Origin of the sequence: Micromonospora gifhornensis (genome assembly GCF_016863515.1) — a bacterium.
GTDB classification, from domain to species: domain Bacteria; phylum Actinomycetota; class Actinomycetes; order Mycobacteriales; family Micromonosporaceae; genus Micromonospora; species Micromonospora gifhornensis.
The window spans coordinates 51,496-74,540 of record NZ_BOPA01000035.1 but is presented as its reverse complement, the minus strand read 5'-3'; the positions used below and the strand labels follow the sequence as shown (position 1 = coordinate 74,540).

17 protein-coding genes are annotated in these 23,045 nt (G+C 70.4%); 5 read left to right on the top strand and 12 right to left on the bottom strand.

Going from position 1 to position 23,045, the window contains the following annotated elements; genetic code table 11:
* Positions 1-525: 525 nt before the first annotated feature.
* Positions 526-1,329: a metallophosphoesterase gene (locus tag Vgi01_RS23540; protein WP_204292412.1), complete on the bottom strand. Its 804-nt coding sequence runs from the start codon at positions 1,327-1,329 to the stop codon at positions 526-528.
* A 481-nt stretch (positions 1,330-1,810) separates the two neighbouring features.
* Between Vgi01_RS23540 and Vgi01_RS23535 the strand changes: the two genes are divergently transcribed.
* Complete coding sequence (locus Vgi01_RS23535; protein WP_204292410.1) at positions 1,811-3,466, top strand: glycoside hydrolase family 43 protein; 1,656 nt, start codon at positions 1,811-1,813, stop codon at positions 3,464-3,466.
* Between the two features lie 183 nt (positions 3,467-3,649).
* Complete coding sequence (locus Vgi01_RS23530) at positions 3,650-4,990, top strand: cytochrome P450 (RefSeq protein ID WP_204292409.1); 1,341 nt, start codon at positions 3,650-3,652, stop codon at positions 4,988-4,990.
* Positions 4,991-5,009: 19 nt separating this feature from the next.
* Here the strand turns inward: Vgi01_RS23530 and Vgi01_RS23525 are convergent, their stop codons facing one another.
* From Vgi01_RS23525 to Vgi01_RS23495, 7 genes are read right to left on the bottom strand one after another with little or no spacing between them, the layout of a single operon-like run.
* On the bottom strand, positions 5,010-6,206 hold the full coding sequence (locus tag Vgi01_RS23525; RefSeq protein WP_204292408.1) for an acyltransferase family protein: 1,197 nt from the start codon (positions 6,204-6,206) through the stop codon (positions 5,010-5,012).
* Complete coding sequence (locus Vgi01_RS23520; protein WP_199180210.1) at positions 6,203-7,519, bottom strand: glycosyltransferase; 1,317 nt, start codon at positions 7,517-7,519, stop codon at positions 6,203-6,205. Before Vgi01_RS23520 ends, Vgi01_RS23525 begins: the two co-directional genes overlap by 4 nt.
* A gap of 19 nt (positions 7,520-7,538) precedes the next feature.
* Complete coding sequence (locus tag Vgi01_RS23515; protein ID WP_204292405.1) at positions 7,539-8,456, bottom strand: diacylglycerol/lipid kinase family protein; 918 nt, start codon at positions 8,454-8,456, stop codon at positions 7,539-7,541.
* On the bottom strand, positions 8,446-9,435 hold the full coding sequence (locus tag Vgi01_RS23510) for an NAD-dependent epimerase/dehydratase family protein (RefSeq protein ID WP_204292403.1): 990 nt from the start codon (positions 9,433-9,435) through the stop codon (positions 8,446-8,448). Before Vgi01_RS23510 ends, Vgi01_RS23515 begins: the two co-directional genes overlap by 11 nt.
* Positions 9,435-10,484 carry a thiamine-phosphate kinase gene (locus Vgi01_RS23505; RefSeq protein ID WP_204292402.1) on the bottom strand — a complete coding sequence of 350 codons (1,050 nt, stop codon included), beginning with the start codon at positions 10,482-10,484 and terminating at the stop codon, positions 9,435-9,437. Before Vgi01_RS23505 ends, Vgi01_RS23510 begins: the two co-directional genes overlap by 1 nt.
* Before the next feature lies 1 nt (position 10,485).
* On the bottom strand, positions 10,486-11,472 hold the full coding sequence (locus tag Vgi01_RS23500) for a UbiA prenyltransferase family protein (RefSeq protein WP_204292400.1): 987 nt from the start codon (positions 11,470-11,472) through the stop codon (positions 10,486-10,488).
* Positions 11,469-12,644, bottom strand: coding sequence for an aminotransferase class I/II-fold pyridoxal phosphate-dependent enzyme (locus tag Vgi01_RS23495; RefSeq protein WP_204292399.1), 1,176 nt, complete (start codon positions 12,642-12,644; stop codon positions 11,469-11,471). Before Vgi01_RS23495 ends, Vgi01_RS23500 begins: the two co-directional genes overlap by 4 nt.
* Positions 12,645-13,637: 993 nt before the next feature.
* Here Vgi01_RS23495 and Vgi01_RS23490 point away from each other — a divergent pair.
* A complete protein-coding gene (locus Vgi01_RS23490; RefSeq protein WP_102658416.1) occupies positions 13,638-14,021 on the top strand; it encodes a VOC family protein in 384 nt (127 codons plus the stop codon).
* Positions 14,022-14,167: 146 nt separating this feature from the next.
* Positions 14,168-15,820, top strand: coding sequence for a DUF6345 domain-containing protein (locus Vgi01_RS23485; protein ID WP_204292398.1), 1,653 nt, complete (start codon positions 14,168-14,170; stop codon positions 15,818-15,820).
* Positions 15,821-15,871: 51 nt separating this feature from the next.
* Here Vgi01_RS23485 and Vgi01_RS23480 read toward each other — a convergent pair whose 3' ends face one another.
* On the bottom strand, positions 15,872-18,544 hold the full coding sequence (locus Vgi01_RS23480) for a CHAT domain-containing protein (protein ID WP_239089125.1): 2,673 nt from the start codon (positions 18,542-18,544) through the stop codon (positions 15,872-15,874).
* Positions 18,545-18,724: 180 nt separating this feature from the next.
* Between Vgi01_RS23480 and Vgi01_RS23475 the strand changes: the two genes are divergently transcribed.
* Positions 18,725-20,137 carry a S8 family peptidase gene (locus Vgi01_RS23475; RefSeq protein WP_204292395.1) on the top strand — a complete coding sequence of 471 codons (1,413 nt, stop codon included), beginning with the start codon at positions 18,725-18,727 and terminating at the stop codon, positions 20,135-20,137.
* A 39-nt stretch (positions 20,138-20,176) separates the two neighbouring features.
* Here the strand turns inward: Vgi01_RS23475 and Vgi01_RS23470 are convergent, their stop codons facing one another.
* From Vgi01_RS23470 to Vgi01_RS23460, 3 genes are all read right to left on the bottom strand, one after another.
* Positions 20,177-20,695, bottom strand: coding sequence for a hypothetical protein (locus tag Vgi01_RS23470; protein WP_204292393.1), 519 nt, complete (start codon positions 20,693-20,695; stop codon positions 20,177-20,179).
* 35 nt (positions 20,696-20,730) lie between these two features.
* Positions 20,731-21,360, bottom strand: coding sequence for an RNA polymerase sigma factor (locus Vgi01_RS23465; protein ID WP_102658421.1), 630 nt, complete (start codon positions 21,358-21,360; stop codon positions 20,731-20,733).
* Between the two features lie 186 nt (positions 21,361-21,546).
* Positions 21,547-22,863, bottom strand: a complete 1,317-nt coding sequence (locus tag Vgi01_RS23460) for an ATP-binding protein (RefSeq protein ID WP_126710610.1) — start codon at positions 22,861-22,863, stop codon at positions 21,547-21,549.
* Positions 22,864-23,045: the final 182 nt, after the last annotated feature.

Below are 23,045 nucleotides of genomic sequence, written 5' to 3'. Positions count from 1 at the left end.
TTCCTCCCGAACTCCCGCCATAATCATAACCGGCACGGATCCGGACAAGGCCGGTACTCCGCACCGCAGGCACCACCGGCGGGCGGGTTACCGGGAGGCCGTGGACCCGTTGTCGGTCCGCGCGGGCGAGGTCACCGAGAGCGTCGAGGGCGGGCGGATCTGGCCGATGGTGAGGACCTGATGGTCGTCGAGGAGCTGAAGCAGGAGACGGTCCCGGTTGGTGATCTGGGGATAGATGGCCAGGAGGCGATCGCGGCATGAATGGCTCACCCCCGTGGAGAGAGAGTCCCGTAGGGAGTCTGGATAGGCCGATCTCGCGCATGACCTTGTCGTGGGGCCGGTTTGGGCAGGCCAGGAACCTGACAGGCCAGGTGCAGGGGACTCGTCTGGGTCCTCGCGTCGTGGACACCCCCCAACGAGCCCCCGATGCCGCACCCAACCGAGGCTCCCAACGCACAGCGTTGATGGTCGATGCGGGCGTCAGCCATCGCGGTGATGGCAGGCGACCATGCCCCCGCGTGGCGTTCAGCGCAGCCGGGTGACGATGATGCGGCCGCCCTCGTAGACGCCGCCGTCGACGGCCGACACCCGGCCGTCGGCGTATCGCAGTGGCCCCGTGATGTCCTCGGGAGCTATCCCGAAGTGCTTCGTCAGGGTGCTGTGGCCGTGCACAATCTCCGTGCCGCCCAGGCGGTCGAGCATGGTGAACACCGCAGCCTCGACCTCCGCCGGGTTGGCGCCGCGGAACGCGCCCCGATCACTCATCTGAAACGCAAGCTCCAGCCACACGTTGGTGTCTCGCGTCTGCAGGGCGGTTCGCACGCTGGTATTGACAGCCGCCACATCGGATCCGCGCTCCAGGTAGCGCACGGAATCGGAGTGCACGAGCAGGATGCCGTCGACGACCGCGACGGCCGGCAGAGCGGACATCCAGGCGAGGTGCTCGTCTGTCAACCGGCGCAGATCCTCGCCGCAGCCGCCGAACCTGGCCCAGCCACTGCGAAAACCGCCCGGCTCGTCCAGCCCGACGACCAGCGTGGTGCCGAAGTGATGGGCGGCGAGCAGCTGCACCTCGTGGTTGCCCAGCAGACAACGTACCTCGCCGCCCGCGGCGGCTGCTTCCGCAGCAAGGGTCCAGATGTCCTCGATGACACCGATCCCATCGGGGCCGCGGTCGACGTAATCACCGAGCAGCCACAGCCGAGCGCGACCACCACACCAACCGCCGGTCGAATCGACAAGGCCTGCCTCGACGAGGGCGCGACCAAACTCCGTCCGGTGGCCATGAATGTCCGCAGCGGCGTAGAGCGGCGCGGTAGGGTCCGTCACCGCGCCGACTCTACCGTGGCCGGTACCGCAGCGAATGCGGCGATCGAGCCCGAGCGCTTCACCAGACCGAGCAGGGCGGTTGCGGTCCGGGTCGACGGAGGCGAATGTCGTATTCGCTGAGCCCGTCGAGCTTCCACAGCGGCGCGTCACGACCTAACTGCGCAGGTACGCCTTCACGGCGGGCCGGTCGGATGTCGGCGCTCTGCGCACGATGCAAGGAGCTCATGCTCGACAGGACCCGCCCTGACCGGCTTCGTGCTTAGATCCGGTCAGTGCCCAGCATCGACCGCTTCACCAGGCCAGTAGGAAGGTGAATGCGGGCAAACTACCGGAACAACTTCCGGAAGCGCGGTGTCAGGAAAACGCATTCAGTACGGACGGTCGACATTGTCACCGCGGCGTTCTCGTGGCTATTCTGTGCCGACACGGCGATCGATATCCGCCGAAAGTTCCGATGAAGCTACCGCTACGGAGAAGCGACATGACGACCGCAACAACGAGCCCGGCGTCGGCCGGGCCCCACGGCGGCGAGGTGCTCGGCCGGCTAATCCGCAACCCGGTTCTACCCGGCTTCCATCCCGACCCGTCGATCTTGCGCGTCGGCACCGATTACTACATCGCCACGTCGACCTTCGAGTGGTACCCCGGGGTGCGGCTGCATCACTCGACCGACCTGGTGCACTGGCGCCCACTCGGCGGCATCCTCACCGAACGGCGGCTTCTCGACCTCACCGGAACCGGCGACTCCAACGGCATATGGGCACCCGACCTTTCCTACGTCGATGGCGAGTTCTATCTCGTCTACGCCGACGTGGCGAGCTTCGCCAGCGGATACTGGGACCCGCAGAACTATCTGGTGACCGCGCGTGACCTGGACGGGCCATGGTCGGACCCGGTGGTACTGCACGGGCGCGGGTTCGACGCCTCGCTGTTCCACGACGAGGACGGCACGACCTGGATGCTGTCGATGACCGCCGACTGGCGGCCGGGCCGTGATCGGTTCGCGGGCATTCAGATCCAACAGTACGACCGTGCGGCCCGTCGCCTCGTCGGCACCGAGCGGATCATTTTCCCCGGCACCGCCGTCGGCGTCACCGAGGCGCCGCACGTGTACCAGAAGGACGGCTGGTACTACCTGGTGACCGCGGAGGGCGGCACGTCGTGGACGCACCAGGTGACGATGGCCCGCTCCCGCAACCTGTTCGGGCCGTACGAGGTCGATCCGGCCGGCCCGATGCTCACGTCGCACGGCCGCCCGGAGTTGGAACTCCAGAAGGCCGGCCACGGCAGCCTGGTGTCCACCCCGGATGGACGCTGGTACATGGCGCACCTGGCGGCCCGGCCGTACACCCCACTCGGTCGGTGCGTGCTCGGCCGGGAGACCGCGATCCAGGCGGTGCACTGGCCGGAGGGGGAGTGGCCGCGCATCGAGGGCGGCATACCGGCGATGGTCGTGCCGGTGCCGGGCGAAGCCGAGCCGCAGGAGGCCCCGACGGAGGAGTGGGACGACTTCACCGAGCCGGCACTCGGCCCGGAATGGTCGACACTGCGTCGTCCCGCCACCCCGGACTGGGTGGATCTCACCTCGCGACCCTCGTTCCTGCGCGTATTCGGGGGACAGTCGCCGGTCAGTCGGCGGCGTCCGAGCCTGGTCGCGCGCCGGGTGACCGCCATGCAGTGCGAGCTGACCGCACACATGCACTTCACGCCCGCCAACTACCGCCAGCTCGCCGGCGTCACCGCCTACTACAACACCCGCAACTGGCACTACGCCTACGTGACCGCCGACGACGACGGGCAACCGGTGCTTGAGGTGCTGTCGTGCGACAGCGGCCGACGTGTCACGCACGACGCCTGCCGCGTCGAACTACCGGAGACCGGCGAAATCACGCTACGGGTCACCTTCGACGGTCCGCGGGTCACATTCGCCTACCAGTTCGCCGGGACGGAGCGCTGGGTCGACCTGCCGGCAGAGTTGGACGCCACCATCCTGTCCGACGAATACGCGGCGACCATCGTGGACGGCGAGCCCGAGGGTTGGGGCTTCACCGGCGCATTCGTCGGCCTGTGGGTTCAGGACCTGGGTGCTGAGGGCGGGTACGCGGACTTCGACTGGGCGTCGTACCGCCCCGGGTGAGAGGCGACACACGCGGGAGGCAGTGCGCGCCTTCTCGCGCGGCCGAGCGTGCGCGCCGTCCCGGCGCCACGCCCGGCCGCGCCATGCGGTGCGTCCCGCCGCGTGCCCACAGGGGCTTATGCGGTGGCCCGGCGCGTGGAAAGCTAGTCGACGTACGTCGATTCGCTGAACGGGGGGATCACCGTGACGACGCAGGTATCCAAGGCCGCCACCGTACCGGGTCCGACCGGCCATCCGCTCCTCGGCATGTTGCCGGCGCTCCGCGACGACCTGTTGGGATCGATACTGAACGGCTTCCACGAGCACGGCGACGTGGTGGCCTACCACGTGGGACTGCCACGGGGCCCTCGCGCGGTGAGCGCGGACGTGGTCAACGTGCACCATCCCGACGGCATCCACCAGGTGCTGACCACCCCGCAGGTCTTCAGTCGCCGCGCGAGCGCGTACGAGATCCTTCGGGAATTCATCGGTGAGGGCCTGCTGACCAGCGAGGGAGACCGGTGGCTGCGGCAGCGGCGGACGTTGCAACCGCTGTTCACGCCGCACCGGGTGGGCCGCTACGTCGAGCTGATGGCCGACGAGGCGGCGCGGGTCGTCGACGACATGGCCCTCACCACGGGATCCGTCGTCGACCTGTACCAGCTCACGCAGCGCTACGCCATGCGGGTGGTCGGCCGGGCGCTGTTCGGTGACGACATCGACGACGTCGTTCCCCGTCTGCAGGAGCTCATGCCGATCCTGGGCGACCTCGCTCTCGCGCGCGCCCTGCAGGTGGTCAAGCTGCCGCTGAGCTGGCCCACGCCGCGGTCACGCCGGATCGCGGGGGTCCGCGCCACCCAGTACGAGATCGTCGACCGCATCATCGCCGAGCGCCAGAGCCGAACGGGCGGCGACGAGCACGAGGACATGCTCGGCCGGCTTTTCGCCGCCCGCGATCCGGAGACCGGGCAGGCGCTGTCCGTGGCGGACATCCGGGATCAGGTCCTGGTGTTCCTGCTCGCCGGGCACGAGACCACCTCGGCCGGGCTGGCCTTCACCATGCATCTGCTGGGCCGCCATCCTGAGGTGCAGGAACGGGTCGCGGCCGAGAGCGGCACCGGCAACAGCGAGTTGGTGCGCGCCGCGGTCATGGAAGGCATGCGGCTGTACCCGCCCGTCTACAGCATGGAGCGGATGTCCGAGTCCGATATCACCATCTCGGGCTACCGAATCCCGGCCAACACCAAGGTGATCGTCGCTCCGTGGGTCACGCACCGGCATCCGCAGTTCTGGCCCGACCCGGAGCGCTTCGACCCTGGCCGGTTTCTCGGTCGCCAGGAGCGCCCGCGTTACGCGTACTTTCCCTTCGGTGGCGGGCCGCGTAGCTGCATCGGGGAACACTTCGCGCTGCTGGAGATGACCGTACTGCTGAGCGCGTTGCTCGCCCGCTACCGCATCGACACCCGCACCGAGCGGCTGGCCGTCGTACCGAGGGTCACCTTGCGGCCGGCCGGCGAGGTTCGGGCCACGCTGACCGTCCGGTGAGCTGGGCCGCCGTCGGCCGCTAGGTGGTGTGGCCCCGATCGTCCGTCGTGACCGGCAGCGGCTCGACGGCAGCCGGAACGGCAACCGCTGGAGCGGAGTGCGGGCCGGCGGCGCGCCGTCGGGATCTGGACCCGGCGAACCGGCGCATCATCGGCCGTTCCACGCCGGAGTGCAGCACCCATGCCAGGCCGATCGTGACCAGGTAGGCACCGACCATGACGGCCAGCGCCGCGGTGACGCCGAAGCCGTCCGGGGAGATGTTGCTGGCGCCGTACAACACCAGGATGTGAATGAGGTAGAAGGCGAAGGACGTGTCGCCCAGCCAGCCGGCGACCCGCCCGCGCAGCGGTGAGCGGTGCCCCTCGACGTCCGCCCGCGCCGCGGCGGCCACCAGCAACGACAGCGGGATGACCATCGCCGCGACCACCGAGTAGAGCAGCGGTACGACCTGGGAGATGCCGTAGAAGGCCAGCGTGATCAGGGCGGCGGCGGGCAGGCCCAGCGTGAACCACCTGCCCCGCATGACGAGCAGGGCGATGACGATCCCGAGGACGAAGTCCAGCATCCGGATCAACGGGAACTGCTGTACGAACCAGAACTGCGGAAACGCGGCGTCCGCGTAGGTGTACGTCGGCTCGGCCGGAAGGAACGCCGTGGAGAAGGCGGGTGCGGCCAGCATCGCGGCGACGATGCCACCGGCGATCGACCAGAGCCAGGCAGCGGAGAGCCGCCGGAACCCTGCGAGCAGCCACGGGAACGACGCGTAGAAGAAGATCTCGCAGCTCAGCGACCAGCTCGGTGGATTGATTCCGTTGAAGATGAACTCGTTCGGGACCCAGCTCTGCACCAGCGTGAGATTCGCCAGCGTCGGCCACAGCGGCGCGCCCCCGCGGGCCAGGATCATGAGCACGATGACCGCGGCGCAGACGACCAGGTGGTTCGGCAGGATCCGGGCGGCCCGGCGACGCCAGAACCGGCGTTTCGGCTCGTGGTCGGCGGCCGACCAGGTCAGCACGAAACCGCTGAGGATGAAGAAGAAGCCGAGGGCCGCAGATCCGGTACGGCTGACGGCGGCGTACCACCAGTCGTCGATCCGCTCGTCGGCGAAGAAGCCGAACAACGTCGTGTGGGAGACGAAGACCGTGACGGCCGCGACCCCCCTCAACCCGTTGAGCGTCGGCAACTGCCGGGCCATGCGTCCCGCCTGCGCTGTCATCGGCGGCCACCCTCCGTGGTCTCGGACAACTCCTGTCGACGTACCGGCCGGCGCGTCCGGAACGCCTGCTCCGTGATGTCGGCGGCGCGCCGTACCCCGTCCGACTCCGCGATCCGGCGCTGGTAGTGCTGCGCCTTCGTCCGGTAGGCGGGGTCACCGCTCACCTTGTCGACGGCTGCCCGCAGCCGCGCCGCAGTCACCCGGTGCACCGGGATGAATTCGCCCACGCCGAGGTACCTGAGTCGGGCCGCCACGCCCGGCTGGTCGTTGCCCACCGGCAACGCGACCATCGGTACGCCATGAGCCAGCGACTCCAGAGCGGTGTTGATTCCGGCGTGCGTGATGACGAGAGACGCCCGCGCCAGCAGGTCGAGCTGTGGCGCGTACCGGACCACGATCGGGTTGCCGGCGAGGCCGGTCGGGGGCTCGATGTCGGTGCTACCCAGCGAGATGACCAGCTGCGCGTCGCGTCCGGCACACGCCTCGGCGATCGCCGGGAAGATGCCGGGGAGGCGGTTCTGGAGGGTGCCCATCGACGCGTAGATCAACGGGCGGTCGTCGAGCTTGTCCCACGGAAACGAGACCGGCTCGGTGCTGTCCTCGTCGTGGAAAGGCCCGGTGTAGTGGAACCAGTCCGGCAGCCGGGTGCGCGGGAAGTCGAAGAAGGGCGGCTGCTGGGTGATCTGGGCGAGGTCCGAACCGTCGTTCACGCCCTTGACCGGCGGCAGGCCCCAGGCGACGCGACGTTCGTTGATCCGGTGCAGCACCGGCCGGATGACCCAGGCGATGACCTGGTCGCCCAGCATGTTGCGCACCCGCGCGAGCGGCGAAGGGTGGTACGGCCACGCCGTCATGAACGGCGGTACCCCCGGCTCGGTGTTCAGGGCCAGCGCGTTGCACACGTTCACCACCGGAATGTCGAGGTGCTCGGCGACCGAGTTGCCTGCCCCGTAGACCTGGTCCACCAGCAGTGCGTCCATGCCGTGCTTCTCCACCAGGACCGGCAGGTCCCGCAGGAGGACCTCGACCTCGCGCACATACCCGCGGACGATGAAGCGGATCGCGGCCAGGCCGGTCAGCCGGCCCTGCTCCGCGGAGAAGCGGGCCAGCGAGCCGACCGGAAACTCGCGCTCGCCGAACGGGGCGAAGGGGAACATGGCCGTGAACGACTTCGTGCCGGCGTCCGGCAGGGAGACCAGGGTGACCCGGTGACCGCGGCGAAGCAGTTCTCGGCCCAGCGTGGCCATGGGGCTGAGCTGACCGGTGTAGTCGGGCACCACCAGTCCGATGTGGAACGTCTTCGAGGCAGGCACGTGTCGCTCCTTACGGGATTCAGACCACCGTCTTGAGGCAGGACGGATGCACCGAGAACTCGGCCGGGGTGAATCCGACCAACTCGCCGTCGACCTCCACGGGCAACGGGCTGTCTGCGTCGATGCGCACGCGGCGAACCTCCTGACGGTGGATCGCCGGGTGCCCCGCGGCGGCACCGCGGAACACCTGCCACATGAGCCCGACGACGCCCAGGCGGCCGACGCCGGCCACCCGCACCGCGTCCAGACGACCCGCCTGCGGCGGCTGCGCGTGACCGAACGTCAGCCCGCCGGCGAAGTACGGCACCTTGAGCACGGCGAGATTGGTGATGACCTGGTCGGACGGTTCGCCGTCGAGTTCCAGCCGCACGGCGACGGGCCGCCAGCCGGTGAGCGTCCGGACGCTGGACGCCGTCTCGGCGAGTTGGAGGCTGAGCCGCTTGAGCACCCGGTTGACCGGGGTCTTCTCGGTGAACCGCTGACCGATCACGCTGATCAGCCCGACCGTGCAGCTGACGAGGAAATACCTGTGGTCCCGGGTGCCGTCGGGCCGGGTGAAGGTCACCGTACCCACGTCGGTTTCCCGGTCCTGGGTGCGGTCGAGCAGGCCACCGAGGTTGCTGACGGGCCGCTGGCCGCGAGCGAAGTCGTTGCAGGTGCCGGCCGGCACGTACGCCAGCCGCACCTTCTCCCCACCCGCCGTCAGGATCCCGTTGGCGACCTCGGAGAGCGTGCCGTCGCCGCCAACCGCCACCACCGTGGCGTACCCGTCCTCGACTGCCTGCCGCCCGAGGGCGACGCCGTGTCCGGGGTGGCGGGTGAACCAGCACTGCGCTTCGGGGAGTTCCGCGGCGAGCCGCCGCGCGATCGTGCGCCTGCGCCGGACACCCGACGCGGGGTTGACGATGCAGACGACCCGGTCGTGCTCACCGGCCATGCGAATGCTCCATCTCCAGCTCCGCCAGGCTGCGGCTCAGTGCCTCCGCGAAGCCGAACCGGGGGGAGTAGCCGATCGACCGGATCCGACCGACGTCGTACCGCATCCCCCCGGCGACGGACCGCACCGCGTAGCGGGTGATCAGCGGCCGCCCGGAGCCGGTGCCGATGCCGGCCAGCCCGGCCAGTTCGGACAGCGCTCCGGCGGCCAGTGCCGCGCCGAACGGGATGGAGAAGGTCGGCGGCCGTGCCCCGATCCGCTCGGCCACCGCGGCGAACAACTGCCCCAGGGTCAGACCGTAGGAGTCACCCACGATGAACCGGCCACCCGCGCCGCCGGGGGTGGTGCCGGCCAGCACGATCGCGTCGGCCAGGTTCACGCTGTAGGTCAGCTCGATCGGGGGTGCGCCGCGATCGAACTGAACGAGCTTGTCGTCGCGCAGACCACGCACCAACTCGGGCAGGAGATTGCGGTCGCCGGGGCCGAACACCCAGGTCGGGTACACCACCGTGACGTCCAGACCGTTGCCGTGGTACGACCACGCCAGGTCCTCCCCGGCCGCCTTCGACCGTGGGTACGGATATCGCGGTACCCGCCGCGCCGACGCCTCGTCGATGACCTTCGCCGCATCGAAACCGAAGACGTCGACGGTGCTCAGGTAGACGAATCGGGAGACACCGCAGCGCCGCGCCTCGTCCAACATCGCGCGGGTGCCGTCCTGGTTCACCCGCCAGATACGACGGCCGGGCCGCCAGTCGGTCAGATCGGCGCCCGCGTGCACCACGAGTTCCACACCTGTGCAGGAGCCGCGCAGCGACTCCGGATCGGTCAGGTCACCGACGTGCGCCTCGTACGTCGCGTCCGGTACGGGCGCCCGCACCAGCCCCCGTACCGACCAGCCCTTGTCCCGAAGCGCGGCGGCGACCGCCCGGCCGACACAGCCGGTGACCCCCGTGACCAGCGCGACTCCCGACCCCATCAGACGCCTTCCGCCAGCAGGGCACGCAGGTCGGCCAGTAACGACCCGGCCGGGTCGAGTGCCCGCATGCGCAGCAGCAGGTCCCGCAGTTGCCGGCGATCGCCCGACTCGTCGACCAGCAGCAGCTCCGCGCCGGCGACGAGCTGCCCCACGTGGATGGGGCGCAGACCGCGCTCCGACAGCGCCTCGGCGCAGCGGTCCGCGTCGGCGGGATCGACCGCGTACAGCAGTTCGAACTCGCCCCACTCCGCAGCAGCCGAACACCACCGCGGCAGGTGCGTCGACTCGGCGATGGCGGAGACGACCGGCGCGTACACCTCGTCGCGCAGCACCACCTCGACCCCCAGACCGTTGAGCTCGGCGAGGCTGACCGCTGCGCTCAACAACCCGTCACTGGTGTCGATGCACGCCCGGCCGTACCGGCGTAGGGGTTCGGCCGCGGCCACCCGCGCCTGCGGCAACCACGGCTCGCCTGCCGCCGTACCGCCCAGGGCCAGGGCACGGAACCCGGCCGCGTTGCCGGCGCCGATCGGGCCGGTCACGTACAGCGCGTCGCCGGGCCGAGCGCCGACCCGGCTCAGCACCGATCCGCGCGGGACGGTTCCGAGGGCGCACGAGGTGAAGCTCTCCTCGTCGGCCCAGTTGGTGTCGCCACCCACGATGTGACAGCCGTACCGTTGCGCGGCGTCGGACGCGCCGCGCCCGAACTCGCGGGCGTCCTCGAGGGTCCACTTGTCGCGGCGCAGCGAGCAGGAAACCAGAACGGCGACCGGGTCGGCGGCCACCGCGGCGAGGTCACTGACGCTGACGGTGGTGGTCAACCACCCCTTCGCGTACGGCGTGCTGACGGTGGCGAGTTCGGCTCCGTTGTTCAACGTGTCGACCGTCATCGCCAGGAGCCCGGCGGCACCCAGATCGAGTAGTTCGGCATCGGCCTCGAAGGCGTTGTTGAGTTGCCGCGGCGACCGGACCATGCACTCGCGTATCGCGGTGATCAGGCTGCCCTCCGCCGCGTCCAGGGAGAGCCGGTTCCAGGCGGTGGAGGTCACGTCACGCCTGCCGGGACGATCGGGTCGCGCGCAGCGTCAGCTCCAGATAGACCATCATCGGAACGGCGACGACGAGGAACAGGGTCGGCCGGTGCAGCGCGCCGAGCGACAGGAAGAACAGGGTGGTCGCCCGGATGAACCAGACCAGCGCCTCGTACGCCCGGGTGTCCGGTGTCCGGATGAGCGTCACGAGGCTCTGCGTGAACCCGAGCGCGGCCGCGACGAGCAGCGCCCAGAAGACGACCTGGGCATAGGCACCCGTACGGTCGGCGTCGGCCACGGCGGCCGCGCCGGCGGCCACGACCGCCACGACCGGGAACACGACGGCGATCCGGGCGGAGGCGCCGGTGCCGATGGCCACCGGCAGCGTGCGGTAACCGGCGACCCGGTCGCCCTCGATGTCCTTGAAGTACCCGACGAGGCAGAAGCCGCTGAACACGACCGCGACGAGCGCCGTCTGGAACCAGGTGACCGCCGGGATGTCGAGCCATCCGGCGTCGGGTCGTACGGCCACCGCGCCGAGCACCGTGAACAGTGCCATGTCGATGCCGTTGACGACGTTGCCCAGCATCGGGATGCGCTTGGTCCAGGAGTAGACCAGATGCCCGCCGATCGCGATGACACTCCACAGCGCCAGCGTCGGTGCGACGACGATGGCGACCACCATCAGGGCGGTGGAGAACGCGAGCGTCAGGCCCAGGCCGACGTGGGGGTTTATCAGCCCGGTGACGAACGGGCGGTCCGGTGCGTTGACCGCATCGGCCTTGCGGTCGAACCAGTCGTTGATGACCACTCCGACGCCGTATCCGAGGGTGCAGAACAGCAGCCCGATCACGATGCTCGCGGCGCTGGCCCCCAGCGGCGGCGCGGTCATGCCGACCAGACCGGCCGACAGCGAGAAGGGCACGAAGTGCAGCCGCCACATCCGCGCCCAGGCCACCGCCTGATCCCGGATCGTGACTGTGGGTTCGAGCTGGCTGACGGTCATCGGTCCTCCAGGGGCATCAGGTCGCGGACTTCGGCGAACGCGGCGACGACGCGCTTGAGCTGCTCAGGGGTGTGCGTGGTGGAGAAGCTCGCCCGCAGCCGGGGCGACGCCGCCGGTGGGACCACCGCGTTGACGTACACGCCGCGGTCCAACAGGCTGCGCCACGCGCGCAGGGTGTGTGGCACGCCGTCGAGCCGTACCGACACGATCGGCGTCTCGCTCGGGATCGGGTCGTAACCCAGGGCGGCGAGTTCGCGACGTACGTAGGACGCGTTCTCCACCGCCTGCCGGCACAGCCACGGCTGCGCCCGCAGGATGCGCAACGCGGCGTACGCGGCGGCCAGGTTGGCCGGTGTGGCGGAGGCGCTGAAGATGAGGCTGCGCGCGTGGTGGCGCAGGTACTCGATGACATCCGACGGACCGAGCACCGCGCCGCCGATCGACGCCAGCGACTTGCTGAAGGTGACCGTGATGAGGTCGACCTCGTCGGTGACGCCGAAATGTGCGCTGGTACCCCGCCCCTCGGCCAGCACACCGATGCCGTGCGCGTCGTCGACGAGCAGGCGTGCGCCGTACCGCCGGCACAGCCGTACCACCTCGTCCAGCGGGCACAGGTCGCCGGCCATCGAGTAGACCCCGTCCACGATGACCAGCCGGCCGGCGTCCGAGGGCACGGAGGCCAACTGCCGTTCCAGGTCATCCATGTCGTTGTGGGCGAACCGCCGCGTCCGGGCCCGGCTCATGCCGCAGCCGTCGTAGACCGAGGCGTGCGCCTCGCGGTCGAGGATGACCACGTCGTGGCGCGACACCAGCGACGCGATCACGCCGACATTTGCCTGATAACCGGTCGGAAAAACAAGTGCGGCCGGCATGCCGAGGAAATCGGCCAGCTCGTGCTCCAACTCCTCGTGCAGTGGCGTATTGCCGTTGAGGAGTCGCGATCCCGTGCGCGACGACCCGTACTCCTCGATCGCGGCCTGCGCCGCCGCTTTGACCCGCGGGTCGGAGGTCAGCCCGAGGTAGTTGTTCGAGCCGCACATCAGAATCTCGCCGTCCACGGTCTGCGCGACCGTCGCGTCCTGCCCCCCGAAAGGGGTGAAGTACGGGTAAAGGCCGGCCTCGCGCGCCTCCCGGCTCTCGGTGTATGACCGGCAGCGGCCAAAGATGTCCACTGTCACCACGTTCGCGTTTCCCTCTCATCTGGGTGCCCGTGTGCAACAGGCCTTTCGCGGGCCTGCTGCTCCAGTTGTCGGTGAATCGCTTCAGTGCGCGCGGCGGCCGGCGACCCAGCAGGTCGCAGGCCGAGCTGGCGCGGTAGGTTGCTGCTCGACTCGGTGCATGGCCGGCTCTGACACGATCGGCGTGTCGGGCCGTGTGTTGACGAGGTCGCTGGCCCGGCGACGGCCGGAAGCGCTGTCAAGGTGCCTGGTCGACCGTCCCGCCCGATCAGCGAGGGTGCCCGGCGTGAGCGTGGATCCGGATCCGGTGCCGGGCGCGATGCCAGCGGTCCTGCCGGCGGCTCGGTGTGACCGGACCGAATGGGAGATGCGGGCCGCCGCAGGTCGGTCGGCGCGCATCAGTCGACATCAGGAAAACAGGGTCGCGAAGAGCGGCCAGACTCTAACCGTATTGTTTCGCCGGCTCCTCAAGAGACCCTGATCAGAACCAAATGATGTGGCGCTATAGCAGCGCGAGTAAGGTCAGGCTCCGGTGGTAACGCATAGAACAATACCTCCCCCGTTCCGCTGTCAACATTTACCAGCGGCGATCGACTGATCGATTTCTCTGGAGCATGCTACGCCCGGTCCGCAGTGCTAGTCCAGACCGCTCCGGCCGTAGGATTCCGCCGACTGCTGCGCTCGTGCCGCTTGCGCTCGGCGGCAGGCAAATCCGGGATCAGGGGCCATTCTGGGCAATTCGACAAGATCAAATAGCCGGCGGCCGTGAAAGCGGCCGGGGCGCCCTGGAGTCGTGGTGGACCACATTGTCGCCGCTGATTGGATGAATCTGCTGGTGGTGCTTCGTTACGTTCTGGTTAACGGCAGCGAGACCGGGGCAGGCCGGTGGGGACACCGTGCGGGACGGCCGTGGCCGCGCGCGTCGTCCCAGCAGGTGGTCATGGCGAGGGGCATGAATCTTGAGGTAGACGTGGATAATGGTCGATCGTGGCACATCGCAGCAGACTCTCGACGATCCTGATCGACGCACCCCGCGATGCGGCACCAGCAGCTGCCGCCTTCTGGTCGAAAGCCCTTGGCGTGCCGGCACATCCAGTTCCCGAGGAGGAGCAGTTCACCGCTCTGCACAGGGCGTTGCCGGGACTGATCCTGGCGGTGCAGGCCGTGGACGACCAGGCTCGGTACCACCTCGACATCGAGACCGACGACGTCGAGGCCGAGACGCGTCGACTGATCTCCCTCGGTGCCGTCGAGGTCGGCCGCTGGTTGGAGTGCGTGACATTGCGGGCTCCGGGCGGTCACCTCGTGTGCGTCATCCCGTGCCACAGCGATCCGGAGACCTTCGAGTCTCGATCCCAGGCGTGGGAGTAGGCGCGCGGACCACGGTGCCGCTCGCCGATCGTCGTACTGAAGGATCAGCAGTCAGGTAGCTGACATGCCAACCCTGTATCGGGTGGCGACCTCCGTCGTCTTCGTTGTGGCGCGGTTCGCGCGCCCTCGTCGTACGGGAGGTTTCCATGTCATATCTACGTTCTCGCGGCAGGTGGTGGCGGCTCGGCTTCGGTCTGGCCGTCGCCGGCACGACCGGAGCCGCAACCCTGGCCGCGTCCGGCGCGCCGGTCTCCGCCGCCGCGACCACCGAACTGCTGACCTACCAGGTCCGCGCCACGGGCATCAGTGAAGCCCAGGCCGCCGAGTTGGGTGAGGCGTTCGGCATCAAGCGCGTGTCCCGCTCCGAGGATGGCAGCGTGCGGTTCGCGGACGAGAAGGGTTTCCTCGACATCCCGTCGATCTCGGTCGGCGACACAGGTAAGGACGAGGACGGCAACCCGACGGTCGGCAGTGTGCTGGACGAGGCAGCGTTGGCTCGGCTGCGCCCGATCGACGCCGAGAAGGCGCTGGGCCTGACCCGCGAGGCGCTGGCCCGTGTCGGCCTCTACCCGGATCAGGCCCGGCCCACCGTCGGTCACACCAGCCTGGAGATGGTCGACGCCAAGGGTAAGCCGACGGTTTCGGCGGCGCTGGACACCACCGTGTCGTTCTCGTTCAGCCTGGACGGGCTGCCGTACGAGGGGCCGGGCGCGAAGATCCGGGTCGGTTTCGGCTCCGACGGCGAGGTCACCCAGTTGTCGTACAGCACGCGTGTGCTGGAGAAGGGTGAGCCGGTGCGGGTCCTCGACCCCGAGGCCGGTCGGGAGCGGTGCGCCAAGGCCATGCAGGGTGCGGTACGGATCCGGCAGGCCGACTACGCCTACCCGGCACCTGCCCTGGACGCGAAGGTGGACCGCATCGAGCCGAGCTTCCGCTGCGCGGGGGTGAACGCCGACGGTTCGGCGGCGCAGATCATCTTCGTTCCGGCGGCAGTGGACGCCGAGTTGCCCGAGATCGATCCGGTACCGGTGCCGCCGCGGCGGCCGACGACGGCGACGGCGTTCGCGGCACCGGGCGTGCAGTCCTTGGGTGTCGTCGACGTGGGCAGCGAGGGCACCGGCCCGTGCTCCGGTCTGCCGTGGACCGGCACCAACCTCGCCTCGTTCAACGGCCAGTTCACCTCCCGCGGCATTCCTGTCGAGTTCAGCTGGCTGAACGGCAGCGCCTGGGAGCGGGACTTCAAGGACCCGAAGTTCGGCGGCACCGACAGCAACTGGACCGACCACGTCGACATGACCTACTGGCAGGGTCACGGAGCGCCCACCGGGTTCAGCTTCTCCGGGTGCAGCAGCAGGGACGACACGTTCCTGGCGAACACCGAGGCCCGCTGGGGCAACGGCGACGTCGAGTGGATGAGCCTGTTCACCTGCCTGGTGCTCGCCAACGATTCCGGCGGGCAGCGGTGGTGGCAGCGCTGGGGTGGCGCCTTCGACGGCCTGCACCAGATCAACAGCTTCCACACCGTGTCGTACCACAGTGCCAGCCACGGCGGAACGTTCGCCAACTACATGCTGCGATCGCCGTTCCTCTGGTGGAACAACCCGATGCCGGTGCGCAAGGCGTGGGCGCAGGCCTCCATCGACGACCAGCCTGCGTCGGTGGTGTGGGCGACGATGGGTCCGGTCGGGCCGGGCGGTCTGGTCAACTTCGACGACTACTTCTGGGGCAAGGGCAGTGTCGGCCCGGACGTGCCCGCCTCGTCGTTGACCGGCTGGTGGTACATCTCCGGCACCTCCTGAGTCGCTGACCCGCCGGGGGCCTGGGCGATGCCCGGCCCCCGGCGCGGTCGTTCAGGCCGCGCCGTAGGCGGTCAGACCGCACCAGGTGACGAAATCGGCGGGGGAGGCGGGCGGCTCGGCGGCCCGCGCGGCCCACAACGCGCCCGCCAGCGACTCACCGCGGGTGACCCGGTCGTGCAGCCGCGGCATCAACGCCAGCGACGCGCCGTCCGGCAGCGGTACGCCGGACGCGATCACCCCGGCCGTACCGCCGGCCATCAGCGCGCTGACGAAACCCAGCACCTCGTCACCCTCGTGGTCGCGCTCGACTCCGGAGTCACAGGCGGCCAGCACCACCCGGTGCGGGGCGACGGCACGGCTGTGCAACTCGTACACGGTGAGCGGACCGTCGCTGAGTTCGAGCGCCGAGAACAGGGGGCTGTCCGAACGCAGGTGGCCGTGGCAGGCCAGGTGCGCCAGGTCGGCCTGTCGGAGCGCGGCGACGACGGCCTCGACTGTGCTCTGCGGTGGCAGCAGTGTCGCCGCCCGGGGGTGGCAGGCTTCGAGGGCCTGCACCTCGGCCACGGCGCCGTCCAGGTTGGGCCCGGCCACCAGCGCGACCTGCTGTCCTGCCCGCCGGGACTCGGCTGCCCGCCGGCTCCGCGCCCACATGGTGGCCGACGGTGCGCCGCACACCGGTCCGGGGTGCAGCGGGGACCAGGGCACCCGCAGCAGCTTCGCCGGTGGCACCACGACCAGCGGTGCCCCCGGCGGCACCCCGAGCGGGGCGACGAGCAGCTCGGCGAGGGTCTCCAGCGAGGTCCGGGCGGCCGAGAGGGCCTGTTCGGTGTAGCGGCCGCCGCGCAGCAGCCGCCGCAGCGCGAAGTGCAACGCGACAGTCTCCCGTTCCACCGCGGACAGCGCGCCGAGCTGGATCCGACGGGTCCGGTGCGGCCCGACGAGGACCGCGACGATTGTGTCGTCCACCGTCGCGTACTCAGCGAGCCAGCCGCCGTCGAGCAGGTCACGGAGCTGACCCGCGGTCACGATCTCGGCCGACCGCGTCGTCGTCCCGTCGCGGCCCCAGGACCGCCGCCTGATCTGCGCCTCCAGCGTGGCCTGGCGAGCCAGCAGGGTGCGCGGTAGTGGGCCACGTTCGCGCCGCGCCGCCCGCAGTTCCTGCTCGACCGTACGCAGCGCGATCACGAGGTCGTCGAGGTCGTCGTGGGCAGCGGGTTCCACGGTCAGCAGGGCAGCGGCCCGGGTGCGTTCCAGCCAGTGCAGCACCCGACTCGGGGGCGCGGTGCGCAGCAGGTGGCGCAGACCGAGGTCGCCGAGTTCCACGCCGTGCCCGGCGGCCAGCACCCGCAGTTCCACCGACGGCAGCGCCGCCCGGTGGCGGGCGAGGTCGGCCAGTCCGGCCGCGCAGTGCCGCACCACGGCACCCGCGTCGGGCGCTGCCGAGCGGGTCGCTGCCCCCTGGCCGTACGCCGATGCCGTGCGGGGGCGAGCAGCCGTGCCCTGGGCGGTGTGCGTCGTGGTGTCGGCCAGCAGGGCCAGCGCCAACCGTCCGCGTAGCCGCACCAGCAGCGTCTGACCGTCCGCCAGGGCACCGGCCGCTGCCAGGTGACGTCTCGCTCGCCGCTGGTCATCCGTGGCCAACGCCGCCCGCCCGGCCACCAGATGCGCCTCCACCGCGTTGGCCCGCAGACCGAGACGATGCAGCGTGGCCGCCGCGTGACCGAGTCGGCGTACCGCCATGGTGGTGAAGCCGTCCGCGACGGCGTCCGCCTCCACGGCGGTGACGACGGCCCACGCCGCCCAGGCGGTGCGGCGCTGCCGCCGGAAGTCACGCACGGCGCTCGTCGCGTCGGCGCGGGCCGTGTCGACGTCGCCCAACGCCAGCGCCAGCCGGGCACAACGCAGCCGCGCCTCCGCGGCCATCAGCCGGGCACCGTGCCGTTCGAGGTCGGTGGCGGCCAGCCGGGCGACCGCGGCGGCCTCGTCCAGCAGGCGCAGCTCGGCCAGCGCGTCGGTGTAATCCAGATAGTGTTCGCCGAGCGGCAGCCCGGCTGCGGTGTACAGCCGGCCGGCCTCGGCGAACCGGCGCAGACTCTCGGTGAACCTGCCGGCATGGAAGCTGGACCAGGCCCGACTGTTCTCGATGACCGCCGACAACATCGGTCCCAGGTCGCTCGCCAGCGAGGCGGCCCGGTCCAGGTAGGCCAGCGCCGCCTGCGGACGACCGAGCTGGGTCTGCGCGTACGACAGGTTGTTGGCCGCCTTCACCCAGATCACCGGCGGACAGGCGGGCTCGGCGAGCACCACCCGGTACTGACGCGCGGCGGCGCGCACCCGACCGGCGTTGTGGTCCAGGATGGCGAGCTGCATGAGCAGTTCGGGACGTTGCTGCGGGGACACCAGGCCCGCCGCCCGCCGCAGATCCCGCGTCGCCGCGGGATACCTGCCGAGTTCCTGAAGCGCCACCGAGCGGGTGAGGAGCACCTCCCCGAGTCGACGGTGCAGGCCACGGCGGGTGGCCAGCCGGGCCGCGGAATCCAGCAGGTGCTTGGCCGTCTCGTTGTCCAGTACCGCGTGGCGGGTCCAGGCCAGCGCCCGCAGACCCACGATCAGTGCCTCGTCGTTTCCCGCCCGGCGGGCGAGGTCGACGATTTCTCTCGCCGTCGCGGTGTATCTCGCGGGGTCGAGGACGACTCTGGAGTACGCGGCATCCGCCTCTGCCACGAGAGCTGCGCAAAGATCAGCGGTCATCGTGGGGCCGCTCGTCGCCGTACGTCAATGTCCGCAGTGTATCCGTACCTTGCGTCGGGTTATTGCTGGTGTACCGACGAGCCGTGACCGAATCTGACTGCCGTCACCGCAGCGCCAATCACCAAGATCTTCGATAGGAGCGTCACTGTGAACATGAAGCCCAGGCCCCCGTCGGCGCCGTCGCCGGACGAGTTCCCGGAGCACCGCTCCAGCAAGCAGTTGAAGATCGACGCCGCCCACGCACGCCGGCAGGTGCAAGTGATGATCGTCGACGCCAGACGCGGGCGCACCAACGAGATCATCGACCAGATGCAGGAGCGGCAGGACCGGGCACCGGGGCAGTTCGCCCTGCCCTTCGACAGGTACCCGGTGACCGACCTGGCCGGCCAGCGGACCTACGTCCTCGTCGCGCGGGGGCAGCTGGTGGTCGACTTCGAGGCGACCCGACCGGAAGTCGACCCGCTGCAGGTGTTGCGCCGGTTGGGCTACCGGCCGTGGAAACAGGCCGAATCGTCGCAGCAGCGGCGCACCGCAGTGTTCGAAGGGCGCAAAGGCCCGCAGGACCTGGCCGGTGACGTCCGCCAGTTGGCGAAGCTGGGCATCACCGCCGCGCCGCACCTGGTCGTACCGCTCGGACACATCATCAAGGGCGACGACTATCCGTTCGCCACCGCCGCCCTCGGCGACTTTCCACAGGCCGCAGCCGCGCGCAGACCGGGCGTCCCGGCGGTACGGGTGGCGGTCATCGACACCGGCATCACCCCGGAGGACCGGACCGACAGTTGGCTGGACACCATCGTCCGGCGGCCGGACAACACCGAACTCCTCGACGTGCTGCCGGTCGTCAACGGCCGCGCGGGGGACGGCCGGCTCGACTGGTCGGCCGGGCACGGAAGCTTCGCCGCCGGCATCGTGCAGCGGGTGGCGCCCCGCTGCGAGGTACGGGCATATCGGTTCACCCGCAGCGACGGGCTGGGCACCGACCAGGAGGCCGCCGAGGCGATGCTGCGCGCCGCGCACGAGGCCGCCACCGACGGCGTACGGCTGATCATCAACGCCTCGATCGGTACGCCCGCCGTCGACGGTGTGCCACCACTGGCCCTGCAGAGCGCGGTGCGGACGATCGTGGACCGGTTCCCGGAGGTCCTGATCGTGGCGAGCGCCGGAAACAACGGCAGCAAGGATCCGATGTATCCGGCCGCCTTCGACGGTGTGGTCGCCGTCGGTGCGCTGACCGCGGACCTGCTGCCGGCCCCGTTCTCCAGCCACGGCGACTGGGTCGACTGCTCCTGCGTCGGTCTCGGCGTGGTCGCCACGTTCGTGACCGGCACACTGCCGCCGGTGCCGGACCCGTCGGTAGCCGACTACACGTTCCCGGCGAACTCCTGGGCGGTCTGGAGCGGCACCTCGTTCTCCGCCCCACAGATCAGCGGCCTGGTCGCCCGGGCCTGCCTGGACGACCCGAAGCTGACTCCCCGCGATGCGTTGAACGCGTTGCTGGCGGGGCGGCGCATCCTCCGCGACTACGGGCGGGTGCTGCGGGTGCTGCCGGGCACCCCGGTCTGAGGACCACGGTGCCGGTCGGCGTGACGCCGGCCGGCACCGTCAGTCCAGTCTGAACCAGGCCGTGGCGATCGCGTGGCGTCCCGGGCGATGCCAGGTCAGCCGGATCAGCCCGACCCCGACCGCCGCCACGACGAACCGGCCCTGCTCGTCGGCGTCCACCGGATCAACGGCGTCACCCCCGGGCTGCCGTACCTCGATCCGGGCCGCCCCCGGCGGATGCAGCTGGCCGAGCAGCCGCCGGTACCGGCCGGAACCGCTGACCTCCACCTCCACCGCCTGCGGGGTGTCGTCCGGGCCCTCGACCTCGAAGGTGAGCAGCCGAGGGAGGGTGCTTTGCTCGCCGGCGCGTACCGCGGTCCCGACCGGGTCCATCGCCGAGTCGGCCACGAGCGCCGCCAACTCGGTGTCGACCTGGCGCAGACCGAAGCTCTGCTTGGCCAGTTCCACAGCCACGGTCGGCGGTGCGTCGGCCGCCCGGATCAGCTCGCCGAGGGGGGCCAGCAGCGGATCGTCCGCCCCCGGCGCCGGCGTCTGCGGCCCCGTGTGCTCGTCGTCCACGATTCCTCCCTCAGTCCTCGGGTTGCCGTTTCCTCCTAGGAGTCGCGAAGCGCGTCGCTGATACCCTCCGCGTCGAGCAGGCGGCGTAGTCGTGTCAGGCACCGCCCCCGGATCGGGCCGAGACTACCCACCGGCATGTCCAGCGCCGAGGCGACCAGCTCGTAGGAGACCCGGTCACCGTCCGGTTCGATAAGCAGGAGCCGCAGGATCCGCTGACAGCGGGCGTCGAGTCGGTCGAACTCACGCCACAGCCGTGCGTTGCGGTCCGCGATCAGCACCGGCTGGTCGGCCGACGAGGACGGTCCGCGCAAGCGATCGAGCAGCCGGTCGTCATCCGTGGGCCGGACCCGCTTGGTGGGCCGCAGCAGACCCAGGCACTCCCGGCGACAGGTGGTGCCGAGCCAACCGGGCAGGCGAGCCGGATCCTGGATCGTGTCGAGATTCTCCAGCAGTCGCAGCCAGGTGAGCTGGAACGCGTCCGCCGCGTCGGCCGAACTCAGACCGAAGTGCCGACAGATGGACCAGAGCAGCGGGCTGAACCGGTCCACGAGGTCATTCCAGGCGACCTGGTCGCCGGCGGCGGCGAGTTGCAGTTGGTGCGCGATGTCCTGCTGCGCAGCGGCCACCGGTCGAGGCGAATCCGCTTCGGTGTGCCGCTGTCTCATGCGAAGCCCTCCGACGTGCCGGCCGCGCAGCTGTCGGTGGGCGGGCCGGACTCCGGCCGCACACACGTCGAGGTGAGAGCTGAGCAGACCAGCGGATCCTATCGGATGCGGTGAATGCGACGAGGACAGACCGCGGACGAGCCGGGGGCACGCCGGGTGGCGTGCCGCCGCGGCCGCACCGCACCGTCAGACCCGGACGTCGAGAGCGCAGAGCTGGGCCGCGCGTACCAGGTGCAGGATCCGGAACCGGGACTGGCCGCCGGTGTACCAGGGGCGGACCAGACCGCGCAGCACCAGAGCGCGGACCGCACGGCCGCTGTCGGGCAGGCTGCGGCCGGTCAGCGCCATCACCTCGGCCAGGTCGAAGGTCTCACCCTGGCCGCAGAGCGCGTCGAGCAGGTCGCGTTCGGCGGTGGGCAGGGTGGTCAGCCGGCGTTCCAGGGCGTCGCGCAGGCTGGTGCCGCCGTCGGGGCCGGCGAGGTGGTGCAGCAGTCCGGACGGACCGTCGTGCAGGCAGTGGTGCAGGGTCGCGATGTCGTAGACGACGAGCCAGGAGGCGGCGGCGTGGATGGCCTGCGGTATCCCGTCGAGGCGGCGGCAGATCTCCGCGATCAGGGCGGTCTCCCGGGCATCCGGGTCGACGTCGGGACGGTACCGGCGGGCCCGCTCCATGAAGATCCGGACGGCGGGCGCGTGCGCGTCGAAGGGTTCGCCTTCGTCGGCGACGGCCAGCGGGTTGAGCAGGAAGTGTCGCTCACCGGGCACCCCCAGCGGGAACGCGGCGGTGACCAGGATGCGCAGGCCGGGGCAGTCGCGCAGCAGCTGCACCAGGCGGCCGGGGTGGGCGACCTCCCGTACCCCGTCGAGCACCAGCAGCGGCGGCCGGTCGGCGACGATCTCGACGAGGGCGGCGATGGCGTCCGTGCCGTCCGCGGGGTGCGTACTGTCGCCGAGCAGTTGGTCGGCGGCGGCGCGTACCAGGGTGGAGAGCCGGTCACCGCTGGTCGGGCCGGTCACCGGACACCAGAGCACCGGGGTACGGTCTGCCGCGTGCATCCGGGTCGCCACCTCGATGGCCAGCCGGGTCCGGCCGACCCCGTCTATCCCGACGACGGTCACCAGCCGTTCGGCGCCGGTGGCGAGTTCGTCGACGATGACGGCGGTCTCCGGTTCCCGCCCGAGCTGCACGTCGATGGCGAAGGGGGGCGCCGGCGGGTCGGCCTCGTAGCCGGCCTTCACCGCCCAGCTGGTCCGACCCTCCCCGGCGGCCGACTCCAGGTCGGCGCGGGCCCGTGCCCCGAGCCGCAGGCCGTCGGCGATCAGCCGGACGGTGTCCTGGCGCGGTCGGCGGGCCCGGCCCTGTTCGAGGTCGCGGATCGCCCGGACGCTGACGGTGGACAGGTCCGCCAGTTCGCGCTGGGTCAGCCCGATACGCATGCGATGTTGGCGTACCAGTAATCCGAACAGTGGCACGGTGTCGCCGGTCGGCAGGTCGATGCTCATCTGGTGTCCCACTCCCTATCACGATGTCGTGGCGCGGGGGTAGCGCGCCTGGAAGCGCCGCCCGGCACCGCTCACGACACCGGGACAACCGCCGTCACACACCATGGTCGGGATCTCACTATCGGCCGGCCATCATGCCGCCAATCGGCAGCATTTTCGCAGCTCAGGGTGGATTTCCCAGG

Excerpts from the sequence above, each read along its gene's own strand:
- Vgi01_RS23535 (WP_204292410.1), top strand. The coding sequence starts at position 1,811 with ATGACGACCGCAACAACGAGCCCGGCGTCGGCCGGGCCCCACGGCGGC.
- Vgi01_RS23525 (WP_204292408.1), bottom strand. The coding sequence starts at position 6,206 with ATGACAGCGCAGGCGGGACGCATGGCCCGGCAGTTGCCGACGCTCAAC.
- Vgi01_RS23515 (WP_204292405.1), bottom strand. The coding sequence starts at position 8,456 with ATGGCCGGTGAGCACGACCGGGTCGTCTGCATCGTCAACCCCGCGTCG.
- Vgi01_RS23510 (WP_204292403.1), bottom strand. The coding sequence starts at position 9,435 with ATGGGGTCGGGAGTCGCGCTGGTCACGGGGGTCACCGGCTGTGTCGGC.
- Vgi01_RS23500 (WP_204292400.1), bottom strand. The coding sequence starts at position 11,472 with ATGACCGTCAGCCAGCTCGAACCCACAGTCACGATCCGGGATCAGGCG.
- Vgi01_RS23485 (WP_204292398.1), top strand. The coding sequence starts at position 14,168 with ATGTCATATCTACGTTCTCGCGGCAGGTGGTGGCGGCTCGGCTTCGGT.
- Vgi01_RS23475 (WP_204292395.1), top strand. The coding sequence starts at position 18,725 with ATGAAGCCCAGGCCCCCGTCGGCGCCGTCGCCGGACGAGTTCCCGGAG.
- Vgi01_RS23465 (WP_102658421.1), bottom strand. The coding sequence starts at position 21,360 with ATGAGACAGCGGCACACCGAAGCGGATTCGCCTCGACCGGTGGCCGCT.
- Vgi01_RS23460 (WP_126710610.1), bottom strand. The coding sequence starts at position 22,863 with ATGAGCATCGACCTGCCGACCGGCGACACCGTGCCACTGTTCGGATTA.